Raw genomic sequence first — 14,789 nt, 5'->3', positions numbered from 1 at the left:
GGTTGCCCGATGAATTTCCTGATCGCCGCCGTCGTGTTGCTCGGTGCGCTGTGCCTGCTCAACCTGCTGGTCACCTTCGCGGTGCTGCGCCGTCTGCGCGAGCACACGGCCGAGCTCGAAAGCCTGGCCGGCCGTACGCCGCTCATGCCGTACGTCCCGGTCGCTCTGATCGGACGCACGCTGCCCGCGAGCGGTGCCGTCCGCCCGCAACTCGTGGCGTTCTTCGATGTTCACTGCGACACGTGCCACGAGCGCGCACCGCAGTTCGCCGTCGCGGCCCGCAGCCGCACGGCCCTGGCGGTCATCTCCGGTGACGGCAGGGAGGCCGACGACCTTGTCGAGATACTCGGCGACGGGGTGAGCGTCATCACCGCGGAGGCCGCAGAGAGCATGGTGAGAGCGCTCGGTGTCGAAGCCTTCCCGACGTTCCTGCGTGTCAGCCCGGAGGGTACGGTCCTGGAGGCGGGGACGGAGCTGAGCGAGCTGAAAGGGCTCGGCGAGATGGCTCCGGTGATATGACGGACTCCCGGATTCCGGGCGCCGAGCCACGTGGGGGCTGGCTACGGCGCTCACTGCGGCAGGCCGGCGCGGTGGCGTTGCTGTGCTGGCGGGCCGGCCCAGGTCTGGCGCTGTCCCAGCTTGCGGTCACCGTCGTCGGCGGCGTACTGCCCATGGGCGCCGTGTGGATGACGAAGCTTCTCATCGACGAGCTGGCCTCCGGCGACACGAGTGGTGTGCTGCCGCCGGTCGGCGGCCTCACCGTCATAGGGCTGCTCTCCGGGGTACTGCCGCATGTCATCGCGTACCAGCAGGCCGAATCGGAGCGCAGGCTGGATCGCCTGATGCAGGACCGGCTGTACACGGCGGTGAACCGGTTCCAGGGTCTGTCACGGTTTGAGAATCCGGCGTTCCTGGACAGGCTGCGCATGGCGACCCAGGCGACGGGAAGCGCGCTGACGCCCCTCACGTCCGGACTGTTCGATGTCGGGCGCAACGTCATCACCCTGGCCGGCCTCCTGATCGCCCTGGCCGTGCTGAGCCCGCTCATGGCGGGACTGGTGGCGCTGGCGGCGATCCCCGCCCTGGTCGCGCGGCTGGCATTGGAGAAACGGCGGATGAGGATGTTCGCCGGGCAGTCGGCGACGGTCCGGCGGCAGATCTTCTACTCCTCCCTCATCACCGACGTGGAAGCCGCGAAGGAGGTCCGGCTCTTCGGGCTGGGCGACTTCCTCAAGGACCGGATGTTCAGAGAACTGTTCACCGTCCAGGCGGGTGAGCGGCGGCTGGACCGGCGGGAGGCGATCACGCAGACGCTGCTCGCGACGCTCTCCGCCGTGGTCAGCGGAGCGGGCCTGATATGGGCGGTCTACGCCGCGGTGAACGGCCGGCTGACGCTCGGGGACGTGACCGCCTTCGCCGCCGCGGTGGCCGGGACGCAGGGCGCGCTGATCGCGATGGTGGAGAACGCGGCCAACGCCCGCCAGGCACTGTCGCTGTTCGATCACCACGAACAGGTGACCTCGCTGCCCGACGACCTGGGGCCGCTCCATCCGCGGGCGGAGGGGACGGCCGTCGCGTTGCCCGCGCTACGACGGGGCATCGAACTGCGCGATGTGTGGTTCCGCTACGCCGAGGATCATCCGTGGGTGCTGAAGGGAGTCGACCTGACGATTCCCCATGGCTCGTCGGTCGCGCTGGTGGGACTCAACGGAACCGGTAAGAGCACCCTGATCAAGTTGCTGTGCCGGTTCTACGATCCGTGTCGCGGGGCGATCCTCTGGGACGGTGTGGACATTCGCGAGGTGCCGCCGGCCGAACTGCGCGACCGGATGGGTGTGCTCTTCCAGGACTACATGAGCTACGACCTGAGCGCGGCGGAGAACATCGGGGTGGGGGAGATCGGAGCCCTGCCCGACCGCGCCCGGATCCAGGCCGCCGCCGAGATGGCGGACGTCCACGAGATCGTCCAGGCGTTGCCCCGGGGTTATGACACGATGCTCAGCCGGATCTTCTTCGGGTCCGAGGACGAGGATCCGCAGGCGGGAGTGGTGCTCTCGGGAGGCCAGTGGCAGCGCCTGGCGCTGGCCCGCGCCATGCTGCGCGAGCGGCGCGACCTGCTCATCCTCGACGAGCCCAGCTCGGGCCTGGACGCGCAGGCCGAGTACGAGGTGCACCGGCGGCTGCGTGAGCATCGCGCCGACCGTACCAGCCTGCTCGTGTCGCACCGGCTCGGCGCGGTCCGCGACGCGGACCTGATCGTCGTGCTCGACGACGGCCGGATCGTCGAGCAGGGGACGCACGACGAGCTCACGGCCACGGGCGGGGGATACGCCAGGCTGTTCGAGATCCAGTCCAGGGGCTATCGCGAGGACGCCGGCGTTCAGTGAGAGCCGGTCGTGCGACGGCGACGGCCCGTGGAGGCGGGCGCCGTCGCGGCGGCGTCACGGGTGACGACGCCGGCTGACGCGCTGTGGCGGGCCGGCGGCGTGGCCGCGCGCCGTTTCCCGGTCGGAGTGCCCGGCGACCGGTGTCGTCAGGTTGCGGGGGGAGCCGAGCTCTCGCGGACGACGAGGTCGGTCGAGAGCTCGACCCTGCGCGGCTCGGGGGTCTCGCCTCGGGCGATGCCCAGTGTCGCGGCCGGGGCCGGCATGGGTGTGCAGTACGGAGATCACGATGCTGGCCTCCGCCTCCCTGACCGCGTTCTCGGTACCGCGGATAAGCTCCATCGCCTACGAGCTCTCCAGTTCGGCGAAGATCAGGTCGATCATGCCCGCCGGTCCGTCCGCGCTCGCGGTGCGCCGGATGTAGCCATGCTCCTGCACACCACGCGCACGAGCACCACTCGGGCCGAACAGGGCAGTGCTTGGGCCGCTGCTTGCGGCGGTTCTCGCCATGGCCATCTATGGCTCAGCCGTAGACCTTTCCGGATTTTCACTTCAGCCGAGCTGGAGAGCGTGCAGCAGTTTCGTCAGAAACCGTACTTGTAGAGCTTGATGCCTTCGGCTCTCCGAAAATGAAAAATTCTCAACAATTTGATGACCTCTCCAAAAATTTGGAAGCTGACCAAAAATGCCTTGGAATAGTGCCGTCGCGGCTCCTTTTTTAAGAACTAAATTATAGCTCCGCATTGGGTCGTGTGGCTCCTAGAATCGCCGCATGAGTACAGTCCGTGAGCGGGAAATGCAAAAAGAACTCATCGCCAACTCTCGGCAGATCCACTATGGTGCTGAGACGCTTCTCCTTAGGCAAGGTGATCCAGGTGACAAAGTGGTCATCATTCTCAAAGGTCAGGCCAAGGTGGAGCGCTTGGAGCCAAACGGCGAATGTGGCGTTCTCGCCTTTCGCGGGCCGGGAGAGATCCTGGGGAGGACTGCCGTCCTGCGGGGCATCAGTCGCTTCGCGAATGTCGAGACGCTGGAGCCGTGCAAGGTCGCCGTCATTTCCGCCGAAACGTACCTCAAATTCATGACGAAGAGCGAACTTGTCGACCAGGTAGCAGAGCATGCACGCGGGCGCCTCATCGAGTCGATGATCGTGCAAGGGAAAGGTCGCCCCCTGGACAGGCTGGTGTTCGCCCTGGCTCGTCTTGCCGACCGGGACTGGAACGGCGCTGGAACCACCACACAGGTCGTGCTGCACGCTACCCGTACCGATCTCGGCCGCCATCTCAGGGTCGGCCGGAACACCATCTCCAAGTTGCTCGAACAACTGGAGGGCTTCGGTGTCGAGGCTCGCCGGAACGCGATCACGATCACCGATCTTCCAACGCTTCGCAAGGCCGCGAGAGAACTTGAGATCTGAAAGGGAGAAAGTAGCCATCATGAATGAAGAACCATTCAAACGTTCGAACTGTAGTATTCCGATGCCGGATTATCGGGGTATCGTCGCGGTGGATGCCGAGGGCTTCACCAAACGCTCTTCCGTCGAACATGAGATCATTGCTCAGGTCATTCCAAAAATCCTCGAATTGTCATTCAATCGTGCTGGTCTGGCGGGCCTCTGGCGTGACCGCGAGTTCCCCGCTACTCGAGGAGACGGGTATGTGTTCGGGTTCAATCCGAGCATGATGCCGCATGTCATTTCTCCGTGGCTCAAGGAGCTCCAGGCTGTTCTCTCCGAGCGCGCTCTGACCCCGACCCCGATCCGGCTTCGTGTCAGCCTGCACATCGGACCCCTCCCCGTCGAAGGTCTGGAACACGACGGCAACGGCACCCCCCGCAACGACGCCCACCGTCTGCTCAACGCGGACCAGAACAAGACGATCCTTGCCGCGGCAAGCCCGCACGTGACCCGAATGGTGGCCATCCTCTCCAACATCTGTTACGAGGATGCGGTCCTCAGCGGCCGGACACTGCATCCTGATCATTTCATCGAGGTATCGGCGACCGTTCGGGGCAAGGGGTTCGAGCAGCGGGCATGGATCCACATACCGGCTCCTTCGGGCAACCTTCTTGACCGCCGCCTCATGGAGGAACCGCCTCCGGATGTTATGCCGCGGCCTCCCGCCACCGACCGGCCGAGGCGCCAAGTACAAGAGATCAACTGGGTCACCGGAGGAAACCTGAACAACGGAGTCATCCATGGTGACCAAGCCATTACCCAATTCCATTGACGGCGTCTTGAGCATGCTCCGCCGGATACGAGTGAGACCCAGATCACACGTTCTGTGCACTCGCAGTGCCGAAGTCCGCTGGGCGCCGTCAGACACTCATGCCGACAGGAGAGCCAGGGCTGCTAAACGGCCTCGGCTCGTTCCCGAGTCCATGGAGGTCATCCATATGAACCACCCGACCCTGCACGTCTTCCACACCAGAACCCGCATTCGGCTGCATCCCGGGCTCCATCGTTTCCACGACGAGCTCAGCGTCGCTGCCCTTGTGGCCACCGCCCGCGCTCCCGTAACCGCCCAGAATCCTGCCCCCTACGCCCTCGTCCCGTTGCTTCTCCCTGACCTTGCGAGGATCCAGACCGGAGGCCCAACCACGGTCGACCACGGTGGTCGCGATGCCTGAGACTTCGTCCTCCGAGCCCGTCAACCCGCCGCACTTGTACATCGCCGTCAACAACGGTCTCATCGGTGGAAACCAGAGCCTGAGCAGCCATCTCCTGGCCGGTCCGGACCTCCGAAACGGCCGAGGGCTGCGAGGCAGGCTGCCCGCGAGCCTGCTTGCGGACGCTGTTGAGGGGTTTGTTACTCCCGACTGGATGGCGAGTGCGCAAAAGAAGAGCCGCAATGGAATCGTGCTTCTGGCGGGTGGGCGTGGAACCGGCAGGCAGACGGCCGCGCTGAACTTGCTGTGCGGCACGCACGGCGCCGCCGCCTCCGTTCATCACCTCGACGACGATCTCGATTTCGGCACCTGGCGTCCGATTCTTGGCGAGGCGAACGGGTACCTGGTCGAAGGCACCCTCGGCGGCCTTGTCAGAAATCGCGCGGCCCTTACCTCGATCGGTTCCCGATTGCTTGAGGCAGACGCTGCGATGGTCGTCATCCTTCCGGACGATCCCGAACTGGTGGCCCAGCTGGAGGACTTCCTTGGCATGGCGCCGGTCCACTGCACACCGCCGGTCGCCGAGCAGATTTTCCACGCGAAGCTCGCCGCTGCCGTCCCTGGGGAGGAGGCGCGGCAACGGCTGCTTGACGGGCTCCCCGCGGAGCTGTTGCCGGAGATCCTTCCTCCTGGCGCCTCTCCTCGCGACGCACTGGATGTGGTGGACGCGGTGATCGCCACCGCAGAATCCCTCGAGGCCGCAGGTACACGCGCCGCACGCATTCGGGGAATCCTGGCCGAGCGGGCCGATCGCGAGATCGCGGTGTTCCTGCCAAGCTGGCTGGAGGATCCACAGGCCCGGAACGCGCTTATCGCGGCGGTGGTTTTCACAGGCTCCAGCCCTCAGACCATCGCAGAGCAGGCTGAACGTCTGTCGTTGAAGGTGGAGGGGGCGTCCTGTGACCCTGGCATCTCCAACCGAGGAAGACAGCATTCCATTTCCGCGCTGCTGCGCCCCATCGGTGTCCGCACCGACATGGTTCGGCGCCCCGGCCGATCCCCGGAAACCCGCGTGGCCTTCGCTCGTTGTCAGTGGCCCGGGGCCATCCTGCGGCATGTGTGGCGCGGGCCGTTGGCTGATCTCCTCGTCCCCTGGTTACGGAGCGTCGAGGAGCGCGAGTTGATCGAGCGAGCAGGATGGGCGCTCGCCATGTCGGTTCCGCCGGAGCGGGGAACCGGACGGCTGAACCGGATCCGGGTCTGCGCGATGTCCGGCGGGCCCTCGGGGCGTGCCGTAGCGGCCAAAGCATTGCGGGTTCTGGTGAACGACCCGGATCTTTCGCGGGAGACCGCAGGTCAGCTGGGAAGCTGGGCCTACGAACGGGACTGGCCCCTACGCTGCGTCGCGGCCCTCACTTGCGGCGGCGGCTCCGAGATCGCTCCGCTCGGGCTGGCGTTAGGGCTAATGCGCAAACTCATTCGGGGTGCGGAGGTGGAGCCCCACCGCTACGTCGACCGCGCTGTGGACAACGCACTGCTCGATCTGTTTCGCCGAGGCGACCGGCGTGCCGTGCTCCGAGTGCTGCGCGCCTGGACGGAGTCCGAGGGCGCAGAGGCAGGTTACGCGACCTACATCCTGCCCAAACTGCTCCGCTGTGATCTGGCCTGGTTTGGAGCGCAGTTCGCGGACGACGAGGTATTCGCCCTGACTGTCCTGCTGATCAGGCGGACGCTAAGGGCTCGCGGACCGGGCGGCACCCTCCGCGACACGATGCTGCGCTGGCATCGCGTCGCGGCCGGGGACTCGAAGCACGAGGCGGCCGTCGACGCAGTGCTGTTCGCTGTCGGTGACGACCGGCATCCCAATGTTGGGCGGTTTCTCGACGTGATCAATCGACACGACTGAGGAGTACTCATGGCACTTCACCCGTGGGGCGTCTTGTCTCGCATGATCGACGAGTGGATCGTCTCGGGGGAACACCCCGGTCTGTCCGTCAACTCCGGCACCGGCCGCGTCCGATTGACGGTGAATCAGGCCCGGGATGCGGTACGCGGCGTCGGTGGTGACACAGGGCTGCGCGACGCGGTCTGGCGGGAGGCGATTCTCGAGGCTCAGCGAGACGCGCCGGGAGACGAGATGGGGCGGCTGTTCGCCGTCTGGTTGGCGGAGCCCTGGATGCGTCGCGCCCTCTCTCTGATCTCCACTCGGCTGCGCGTAAGTCACGAGGATCTCGAAGCCGAAATGGTCACCTCTTTTCTGGAGGGTTTGACGGCCGCCAACGTTGAACTGCCCGGTGTGGGCAAGCGGCTCCTCAAGTCCGCAGCCAACAGGACCTGGTCCGCGGCTCGGAGCGGTGCCAGGGAGATCGCCACGGAAGATCCCTCTGTATTCGCACAGCTGGACGACCTGGACCTGTTCCCCCGAGACGGGTGGGAGCTGGAGATCGCTCCGCCGGCACGGGAGGATGGACTCTCTGCCGCGATCCGCTTCGCAGCCTCGCCCGCACAGGTCGAGGGCGAACGGCTCGGGACGCTCGCCCATCGGCTCGGGCTGATGGACATCGTCTATCGCGCGCGGCGCCCCGCCGAAGGCCGCCCCATCGGAACTCTGTCATTGCGTCCCGTGGGTGCCGCCCGATGACCGAGACACCGCTGACCTTCGCCGAGGTGTTTGGCCTCCCTCTGGCTGTCGACCTGCGCACCGCCGCCAGGGCCCTCGGCATCTGTCCTGGTACCGCCTACCGCCTGATCCGAGTTGGGAGCTTTCCCTGTCCCGTAGTCCGGGTTGGCAACCACTACCGCATCCCGACCGCGTTTCTACTGAACACCCTCGGCATCGACCAGGTCCCGGTCTACGCCGAAGACATGGAGACGGGCGCCAGATATGCCGCCCGAGAGACAGAGGAGAATTGATGAGCGTCATGGCCCCACCCGCCCTCGCGGAACCGCCGGAGAAGCCGGAGCGCGTGTGGACGTGCTTCGCCATCGGTCCGATCGGCGATGCCTTTGCGCCCCCCGACAGTCCGGAGCAGAAGACCTACGAGGATGCCCTGGAAGTCTTCGAGCACGTCACCCTGGCCGCCTGCCGAAAGTTCGGCATCAACCCGGTCCGCGCAGATGATCTTCCTGGCTCGGGCGAGATCAACGAACAGGTCTGCCGCAACATTCTGGAAGCCGACATCGTCATCGCCGATCTGGGTGGCGGCAACGCGAACGTGATGTACGAGCTCGGGTTACGTCATGCCACCGGGAAACCCACGATCCAGCTCGGTGAGCACAGCCAACTCCCATTCGACATCTCGACCATCAGGACCATCAGGTTCGTCCAGGTGAAGGGCGGCCTGATCAAGGCCCGCAAGGCCCTTGAGGGCGCGCTGGAGGCAGGCATGCGCGATGGGTTCGACCTCCTGACTCCTGCCAGGGTCATGCGGGGGCAGGAGATCGAACCCATGGCGGTCGATCCCGTCCTAGCGGAGGACGCCCCCGGTTTCCTGGACAGCATTGTCCTGCTCGAGACCGAAATGGAGGCGATGACCGGAGACCTGGAGGAGATCGCCTCCTCTATCGAGACCATCGGAGCGCTGTCGGAGGCATCCGGGCCCGATTTGAGCCGGCTCACCCATGAAGGCGCTCCGATGAGCGCCCGCCTGGCCGTGGTCGCCAAGTACGCGATGGCCATCAGTAGCCCGGCCGATGAGCTGGAGGCGAGCGCCAAGCGGTTCGCCAAGCGGATGCAGGCGATCGACGGTGGCGTGCGAGGCATCCTGAATTTCGTCGCTGTCACCCCGCGCGATGACCGTGCGGAGGAACTCGATGAGTTCCTCAACGGCTTGATCGGATTGGCTGCATCGGCCCGGGGAGGCGTCCAGGAGCTCAACGAGTTCGGCACGATCGTCGACGGGGCCAGCGGTCTCAGCCGGCATCTGCGGAAGCCGCTGGTGAAGATCTCCTCTGCGGTTGGGAAGGTGTCCTTCGCAGCAGCCCGCATCGATGAGTGGGCCGAGGCTGCCCACTCTCTGCTGTAGCAATGTGCGGAACGATACGGACTCGCAACGCCGAAGGGCGTTGCGAGTCCTTCGTCGTCAAGCTCCTCTCAGCCTTGGGGACTGCGGCTATCCAGCTCCGTCCCTAGACTGGTCGAACGTCTGGACCGAGGTGAGCACGCTTTTCGCTGGAATGCATATCCTCGTCCGATGCCTATAGAAGGTCACTCGTGTAGCTGTGACGGTCCGAGCAGCCGGGTGCCGTCGTGGTGGCGTACGGCCGGTACGCGGTCGTGGTGCATGGCATCGAGGACGCGGACGGCGAATGCCTCGGATGCGAGTTTCTGGACCTCTTCGGCAGTGACCCAGCGGAAGGCGCGGGCTTCGTCGGTTTCGGTGAGTCGGCCGTCGATGACCTTGCAACGGAAGACCAGGGCGACGATGCCCCGCGTCATGTTCTTGTAGACACCGGTCAGGGTGACGGGCTCGATGGTCAGGCCGGTCTCTTCTCGAATCTCTCGAAGCAGGCCGGTGGTGATGTCCTCGTCGCGTTCCAGGACTCCGCCGGGAGCTTCCCAGTGATTGTTGTCTCTGCGCTGGATAAGGAGGGCACGCCCCTGGTCGTTGATGATCACACCTGCCACGCTGACGGAGTGCGTGTTGTGGTGATCCATCGGATTACCTCCGGGGCTGCTGATCGCTATTCTCAAACTGCGGTACATGTATGTATGAGTTGAGGAGTTGGGTGTGGCCGAGCTGCTGTTGCCGGATCTGGACCCGACCAGTGACCGGGCCGTCTTCCGACAGATCGCCGATCACATCCGTGATGCGATCGAGCGTGGCACCCTATCCGAAGGTGACAAGATCCCTTCAGAGGCTCGGCTCATGCAACATTACGGCGTCGCACGGATGACTGTTCGCAACGCACTCCAGGTCCTCCAGGGCGAAGGGCTGACGGTCGCCGAGCATGGGCGTGGTGTCTTCGTTCGGGCTCATCCTCTGGTGCGACGGCTGGCTTCTGATCGTTTTGCCCGCCGCCACCGCGAACGGGGCAAGGCCGCGTTCATCGCGGAGACGGAAGGAACGGGTGGGAAGCCATCTGTCGACTCTTTAACGATCGCCGAAGAGCAGGTGTCGGCGGAGGTGGCCGAGAAATTGGGGATCCCCCTGGAAGATCATGTGATCCGGCGGTCACGCCGGTATCTGATCAACGGTCAGCCGGTGGAGACGGCCGTCTCGTATATCCCGGCGGAGATCGCTCGGGACACGCAGATCGCACTGCCAGACAGTGGTCCGGGTGGGATATATGCCCGGCTGGAGGAATTGGGGTACAGGCTGGATCACTTCGTGGAGGAGATCCGTTCCCGGATGCCGCTCCGCGATGAGGTGCGGGCGCTCAAACTGGCGCCGGGCGTTCCGGTGTTTCGCTTGGTCCGTACGGCTTACGCCGCAGACGGACGTGCTGTGGAGGTGTGCGACACAGTGATGTCCAGCGATGCCTACGTGCTTTCGTACGAGCTTCCTGCTCGATAACACTTGACGAACTCGTCTAGAGGAGCCATAAATGATATGGCATCCTTACTCCTCTAGACGAGTAGATATCTTGATGGATGTGCTGGCGGTACGAAATCAGCAGACCGAAGGGCTACATCCATGACAGATCGGCGTGTGTCTCGTAGAGAGGAGAGGCGGAACGCCTCTCTCTGGTGCGGATTTCCTGTCTGGCCTGACGAGGCTTCCTATAACGGACACTCGATGTATCAGGAGCCGCGTTCTGCTTTAGGCACGGGGTAGGAGCGGTCATGGAGGAATCGATCAGGCCGCTGGTTCCCATGGGGATGACTTCGCTGGAGACCGCGGAGTTACTTCGGCGTGAGCTCGCCGTTCAGCAGATTACCTGCGATATCCATGATGGGTACGACCTGGCGCTGGTGTCGGTTTGGGTGGGCCTGGTCGTCCGGTGTGACGGGGAGCGGTTCTGGTGGCGCATCGGGTGGAGCTTTCGGCATAGCCGCTTCGTCTACGCCTGGCACTCTGCCACCGACCCCGAGCGGGCCGCACAGCGAATCGCGGTGCTGTACGCGGAACTGCGGGAGCAGCACATGCCGCCCTGGCTGGTCCCGAAGGTCGCCGGGATGGATCATGGGCCGCGCTGAAGGGCAGGCGTCGTCGTACGCCGAACCGATGATCTACGGGGCGGGGTTCACCGTGCTGCCCATGTCCGAGGAATGCGTCAGCCCGCGGCACGTCTCCACGCTTCAGCGGGACCATGCGCGGCTGGAGTGGCGAACGCCGGACGACATCTTAGAACGGGCACGTCCGGAGGCGTGGACATGCGCGTGCCGGGCCACGTTCTACGAGCTGCATGTCAGCGCTGGCCGAGGGTTCATTCGGCGGATCCTCCAGCATGAGGACGGTCCTCGGATTCATGAGACCCGGCTGTGGCGGATCAGTGAGGCTCGGGCCGTTTGGTCGGCATTATTGGCCGGGCAGGTTCGGTAGGCGAGTATGGCGGGCGCCGTAAGTCTGTACCGGCGCACGCCTCTTGGTAGTTGTTCTGAGTTCGTACGTGGGTTCAGTTCCCGGGCGGAGTGCCCGGCGACCGGTGTCGTCAGGTTGCAGGGGGAGCCGAGCTCTCGCGGACGACGAGGTCGGTCGAGAGCTCGACCCTGCGCGGTTCGGGGGTCTCGCCCCGGGCGATGCCCAGTGCCATGCGGGTGGCGAGGAAGGCCATCTCCTCCAGGGGCTGGCGGACCGTGGTGAGCGGCGGCCAGGCGGACTTGGACAGGGGCAGGTCGTCGAAGCCGACGACGCTCAGGTCGTCGGGCACGCGGAGCCCGCGCTGGCGGGCGGCCTCGAAGACGCCGAAGGCCTGCATGTCGCTGCCCGCGAAGATGGCGGTGGGCCGGTCGGGGAGCGAGAGCAGGGCGTGGCCGTGGTCGTGCCCGGAGCCGACGAGGAAGTCTCCGTTCATGATCAGCGATGGGTCGACCTTGACCCCGGCGGTCTCCAGCGCGGCCCGGTAGCCGTCTATGCGGGCGCGGCTGCACAGCATGTCGGGTGGCCCGCCGATCATGCCGATCCGGCGGTGGCCGAGCTCCAGGAGGTGGCGGGTGGCGGTCAGGCCGCCCTGCCAGTTGGTGGCGCCCACGGAGGCCACGTCGGGGGCGGGCTCGCCGTCGGGGTCGATGACCACGAAGGGGATCGAGCGGGCGTTGAGCTGGCCGTACTGCTGGGCGGAGAGCCGGGAGCTGACGATGATCACGCCGTCGGTGCGGCGGGCCGCCAGGCGCTCGAGCCAGTCGCGGCCGGGGCCGGCGTGGGTGTGCAGTACGGAGATCACGATGCTGGCCTCCGCCTCCCTGGCCGCGCTCTCGGCGCCGCGGATGAGCTCCATCGCCCACGGGCTCTCCAGCTCGGCGAAGATCAGGTCGATCATGCCCGCCGGTCCGTCCGCGCTCGCGGTGCGCCGGATGTAGCCGTGCTCCTGGAGCAACTGCTCGACCCGCTTGCGGGTCTGGGGCGAGACCTCGGACCTGCCGTTGATCACCTTGGAGACCGTGGGAGAGGAGACGCCCGCCTCCTCGGCGATGTGGGCGATCGTCACCCGGCGCTTACCTGACATGCCAGGCAGCATATCCGAAAGCTTTCGGAGTGTCGCTCGGTGGCCTGCGATGGACTACATCCCCTCGTGAAAGCCCCACTTTTCGGGCTGTCGAGGGCCGGCGGGCAGCCTGTGGCGGTTTTGGTTTTTGAAACTTTCTGAAATCAAATGAAACATTCCATGGCCCGTCGCGAGAGGGTCGGTCGTGGACGACGACTCGGTCCTGTCTGGTCTCCGCTCCGGCCTTTGATCCATCGGATGGGGAATCCACGGCCCGCCGGATGGGGGCGGCGGTTGTTTCCGGCTCGGGGGAGTAATTCGGTCCTGGGGCGTCATGAAACTTTCAGAGAAACCCCGGGCGGCCCGTGAGACGAACGCCGCTCCGCAAGGGAGGGCCTTCGCGGTCCGGCCTCCTTCGTCTCGTCGCTATTGACGTGGGATGGAAGACCTATCTAATGTCACGGAAGCGAAATATTCGGAACATATCCGAAACATTTTTAGCCGTTCGGTGAATCGTGCTCCTCGGCAGGCGGTTCCCGGCGAGTGGCTGAGGAGATTTGATGCCCGACAACCAGATGCTCCTGCGCGTGAACGGATCCCGCCTCGTCGACTCCTCGGGAAATCCGGTACGGCTGCGCGGGGTCGGCCTCGGGGGCTGGATGAACATGGAGAACTTCATCACCGGCTACCCCGCCAACGAGTCGACGATGCGCATCGCCGTGGGCGGCGTGCTCGGGGAGGAACGCGCCGCGTTCTTCTTCGACCGGCTGCTGACCTCGTTCTTCGGCCCGGAGGACGCCGCGCTGCTCGGCGCGATGGGCGTCAACTGCGTCCGGATCCCGGTGAACTACCGGCACTTCGAATCCGACGACCGGCCGATGGAGGTGAGGGAGGAGGGGTTCCGCCATCTGGACCGGGTCATCGGGTTGCTGGGCGCGCACGGGATCTACAGCGTGATCGACCTGCACGCCCTGCCCGGCTCGCAGAACCAGCACTGGCACTCCGACAACCCCACCCACGTCGCGGCGTTCTGGCAGCACCGGCACTTCCAGGATCGGGTCGTGCACCTGTGGGAGTTCATGGCCGACCGTTACCGGGACAACCCGTGGGTCGCCGGGTACAACCCGGTGAACGAGCCGGGCGACGTGGCCGGCCGGGTCGTCGGGCCGTTCTACGACCGGCTGGTCAAGGCGGTCCGCGCCGTCGACCCCGCGCACGTGCTCTTCCTGGACGGCAACACCTACTCCACCGATTTCACGATCTTCCGCGAGGTGTACGAGAACACCGTCTTCGTCTGTCACGACTACGCTCTCGCCGGATTCGCGCACGGCGGGCCGTACCCCGGGTACACCCGGGGGGAGTGGGTCGACCGCGGCCATCTGGAGCGGGCCTTCGAGAAGCGGACCCTTTTCCAGCGGGAGACCGGCACGCCGCTGTGGGTGGGGGAGTTCGGGCCCGTCTACACCGGGAATCCGGAGATCGACGCCCAGCGTTACCGGATCCTCCGCGACCAGCTCGCCATCTACGACGTCCACGACGCCGGCTGGTCGCTGTGGACCTACAAGGACGTCGGGCTGCAGGGCGTGGTGCACGCCGACCCGGCGGGGCCGTACCTGAGCCGCTTCGGCGCCTTCATCGGCAAGAAGCACCGTCTCGGCGCCGACCGGTGGGGCTCGACGATGGAGGAGACGGCCGACGACCTCGCGCCCCTGCACCGGCTCATGGACACCGAGGCCCCGTCCTGGAACCCGTACCCGTGGGGCGCGCGCTACCAGGTCGACGACCTGATCCGGCACATCCTCATCGCGCAGGCGCTCGTCCCCGAGTACGCGGAGCTCTTCCGCGGCCTGTCCGAGGAGGAGCTGGCCGCGCTCGCCGACTCCTTCGCGCTGGCCGGTTGCGTACGGCGGGAGCCGCTGGTCGAACTCCTGACCGCCGGCCTCGCGGGGCGGACGGGACCCGGCTCCGGAGCCACCTCGTAGCGGTCTTCGCGACGCCGCGTAACAGCTCGACAACAGCCGTTGATCCGGCCGGGAAGCCGCTATAGCCTCACGTCACCCACAGAAACTATCGATATATGATCGAAAGTTTCGTTGATCAGATGCGAGTGGTGATGAGCCGATAACGGGCTCCGCGACGTGAGAGCGCGCGCGTCACGCGTCCGCTCCCGGCCGGACGGCACCGATGAGGGTTACCAAAACAACCTGGACA

At 65.7% G+C, this 14,789-nt stretch carries 14 protein-coding genes; 12 read left to right on the top strand and 2 right to left on the bottom strand.

The window, feature by feature from the left end:
• Positions 1-9 precede the first annotated feature (9 nt).
• The 9 genes from J2853_RS15825 (at position 10) to J2853_RS15785 (ending at position 9,016) form a co-directional block, all read left to right on the top strand.
• Positions 10-519: a hypothetical protein gene (locus J2853_RS15825; RefSeq protein ID WP_307558628.1), complete on the top strand. Its 510-nt coding sequence runs from the start codon at positions 10-12 to the stop codon at positions 517-519.
• Positions 516-2,387, top strand: a complete 1,872-nt coding sequence (locus J2853_RS15820) for an ABC transporter ATP-binding protein (protein ID WP_307558626.1) — start codon at positions 516-518, stop codon at positions 2,385-2,387. The genes J2853_RS15825 and J2853_RS15820 overlap by 4 nt, the downstream gene beginning before the upstream one ends.
• Before the next feature lie 286 nt (positions 2,388-2,673).
• Positions 2,674-2,808: a hypothetical protein gene (locus J2853_RS15815; protein ID WP_307558624.1), complete on the top strand. Its 135-nt coding sequence runs from the start codon at positions 2,674-2,676 to the stop codon at positions 2,806-2,808.
• 348 nt (positions 2,809-3,156) lie between these two features.
• A complete protein-coding gene (locus J2853_RS15810) occupies positions 3,157-3,801 on the top strand; it encodes a Crp/Fnr family transcriptional regulator (RefSeq protein WP_307558622.1) in 645 nt (214 codons plus the stop codon).
• Between the two features lie 19 nt (positions 3,802-3,820).
• Positions 3,821-4,612, top strand: a complete 792-nt coding sequence (locus J2853_RS15805; protein WP_307558620.1) for a hypothetical protein — start codon at positions 3,821-3,823, stop codon at positions 4,610-4,612.
• Between the two features lie 392 nt (positions 4,613-5,004).
• Positions 5,005-6,897, top strand: a complete 1,893-nt coding sequence (locus J2853_RS15800; RefSeq protein ID WP_307558618.1) for a hypothetical protein — start codon at positions 5,005-5,007, stop codon at positions 6,895-6,897.
• Positions 6,898-6,939: 42 nt separating this feature from the next.
• On the top strand, positions 6,940-7,632 hold the full coding sequence (locus J2853_RS15795) for a hypothetical protein (RefSeq protein WP_307558616.1): 693 nt from the start codon (positions 6,940-6,942) through the stop codon (positions 7,630-7,632).
• Positions 7,629-7,904: a helix-turn-helix domain-containing protein gene (locus J2853_RS15790; protein ID WP_307558613.1), complete on the top strand. Its 276-nt coding sequence runs from the start codon at positions 7,629-7,631 to the stop codon at positions 7,902-7,904. Before J2853_RS15795 ends, J2853_RS15790 begins: the two co-directional genes overlap by 4 nt.
• Complete coding sequence (locus J2853_RS15785) at positions 7,904-9,016, top strand: hypothetical protein (RefSeq protein ID WP_307558611.1); 1,113 nt, start codon at positions 7,904-7,906, stop codon at positions 9,014-9,016. The genes J2853_RS15790 and J2853_RS15785 overlap by 1 nt, the downstream gene beginning before the upstream one ends.
• Before the next feature lie 182 nt (positions 9,017-9,198).
• On the opposite strand, the gene J2853_RS15780 is transcribed toward J2853_RS15785, so the two are convergent.
• Positions 9,199-9,648 (bottom strand): NUDIX hydrolase, encoded by a 450-nt coding sequence (locus J2853_RS15780; RefSeq protein WP_307558609.1) that lies wholly within the window; start codon positions 9,646-9,648, stop codon positions 9,199-9,201.
• Between the two features lie 73 nt (positions 9,649-9,721).
• Between J2853_RS15780 and J2853_RS15775 the strand changes: the two genes are divergently transcribed.
• Together J2853_RS15775 and J2853_RS15770 are read left to right on the top strand one after the other, a co-directional pair.
• On the top strand, positions 9,722-10,507 hold the full coding sequence (locus J2853_RS15775) for a GntR family transcriptional regulator (protein WP_307558607.1): 786 nt from the start codon (positions 9,722-9,724) through the stop codon (positions 10,505-10,507).
• Between the two features lie 269 nt (positions 10,508-10,776).
• Positions 10,777-11,130 carry a hypothetical protein gene (locus J2853_RS15770; protein ID WP_307558605.1) on the top strand — a complete coding sequence of 118 codons (354 nt, stop codon included), beginning with the start codon at positions 10,777-10,779 and terminating at the stop codon, positions 11,128-11,130.
• A 455-nt stretch (positions 11,131-11,585) separates the two neighbouring features.
• Here the strand turns inward: J2853_RS15770 and J2853_RS15765 are convergent, their stop codons facing one another.
• Positions 11,586-12,599 carry a LacI family DNA-binding transcriptional regulator gene (locus J2853_RS15765; protein WP_307558603.1) on the bottom strand — a complete coding sequence of 338 codons (1,014 nt, stop codon included), beginning with the start codon at positions 12,597-12,599 and terminating at the stop codon, positions 11,586-11,588.
• Between the two features lie 539 nt (positions 12,600-13,138).
• On the opposite strand from J2853_RS15765, the gene J2853_RS15760 reads away from it, so the two are divergent.
• Entirely contained in the window at positions 13,139-14,560 is a 1,422-nt protein-coding gene (locus tag J2853_RS15760; RefSeq protein ID WP_307558601.1) for a glycoside hydrolase family 5 protein, read from the top strand.
• The last annotated feature ends 229 nt before the right edge of the window (positions 14,561-14,789 follow it).

The organism is Streptosporangium lutulentum (assembly GCF_030811455.1).
Classification (GTDB): domain Bacteria; phylum Actinomycetota; class Actinomycetes; order Streptosporangiales; family Streptosporangiaceae; genus Streptosporangium; species Streptosporangium lutulentum.
The sequence above is the reverse complement of the archived record's forward strand: the minus strand, read 5'-3'. Positions and strand labels throughout refer to the sequence as shown.

What these genes read in the sequence shown, in the direction of transcription:
- J2853_RS15780 (WP_307558609.1), bottom strand. Translation starts at nt 9,648, where the DNA reads ATGGATCACCACAACACGCACTCCGTCAGCGTGGCAGGTGTGATCATC.
- J2853_RS15825 (WP_307558628.1), top strand. Translation starts at nt 10, where the DNA reads ATGAATTTCCTGATCGCCGCCGTCGTGTTGCTCGGTGCGCTGTGCCTG.
- J2853_RS15815 (WP_307558624.1), top strand. Translation starts at nt 2,674, where the DNA reads ATGCTGGCCTCCGCCTCCCTGACCGCGTTCTCGGTACCGCGGATAAGC.
- J2853_RS15790 (WP_307558613.1), top strand. Translation starts at nt 7,629, where the DNA reads ATGACCGAGACACCGCTGACCTTCGCCGAGGTGTTTGGCCTCCCTCTG.
- J2853_RS15785 (WP_307558611.1), top strand. Translation starts at nt 7,904, where the DNA reads ATGAGCGTCATGGCCCCACCCGCCCTCGCGGAACCGCCGGAGAAGCCG.
- J2853_RS15800 (WP_307558618.1), top strand. Translation starts at nt 5,005, where the DNA reads ATGCCTGAGACTTCGTCCTCCGAGCCCGTCAACCCGCCGCACTTGTAC.
- J2853_RS15795 (WP_307558616.1), top strand. Translation starts at nt 6,940, where the DNA reads ATGATCGACGAGTGGATCGTCTCGGGGGAACACCCCGGTCTGTCCGTC.
- J2853_RS15810 (WP_307558622.1), top strand. Translation starts at nt 3,157, where the DNA reads ATGAGTACAGTCCGTGAGCGGGAAATGCAAAAAGAACTCATCGCCAAC.
- J2853_RS15760 (WP_307558601.1), top strand. Translation starts at nt 13,139, where the DNA reads ATGCCCGACAACCAGATGCTCCTGCGCGTGAACGGATCCCGCCTCGTC.
- J2853_RS15820 (WP_307558626.1), top strand. Translation starts at nt 516, where the DNA reads ATGACGGACTCCCGGATTCCGGGCGCCGAGCCACGTGGGGGCTGGCTA.
- J2853_RS15805 (WP_307558620.1), top strand. Translation starts at nt 3,821, where the DNA reads ATGAATGAAGAACCATTCAAACGTTCGAACTGTAGTATTCCGATGCCG.
- J2853_RS15765 (WP_307558603.1), bottom strand. Translation starts at nt 12,599, where the DNA reads ATGTCAGGTAAGCGCCGGGTGACGATCGCCCACATCGCCGAGGAGGCG.
- J2853_RS15770 (WP_307558605.1), top strand. Translation starts at nt 10,777, where the DNA reads ATGGAGGAATCGATCAGGCCGCTGGTTCCCATGGGGATGACTTCGCTG.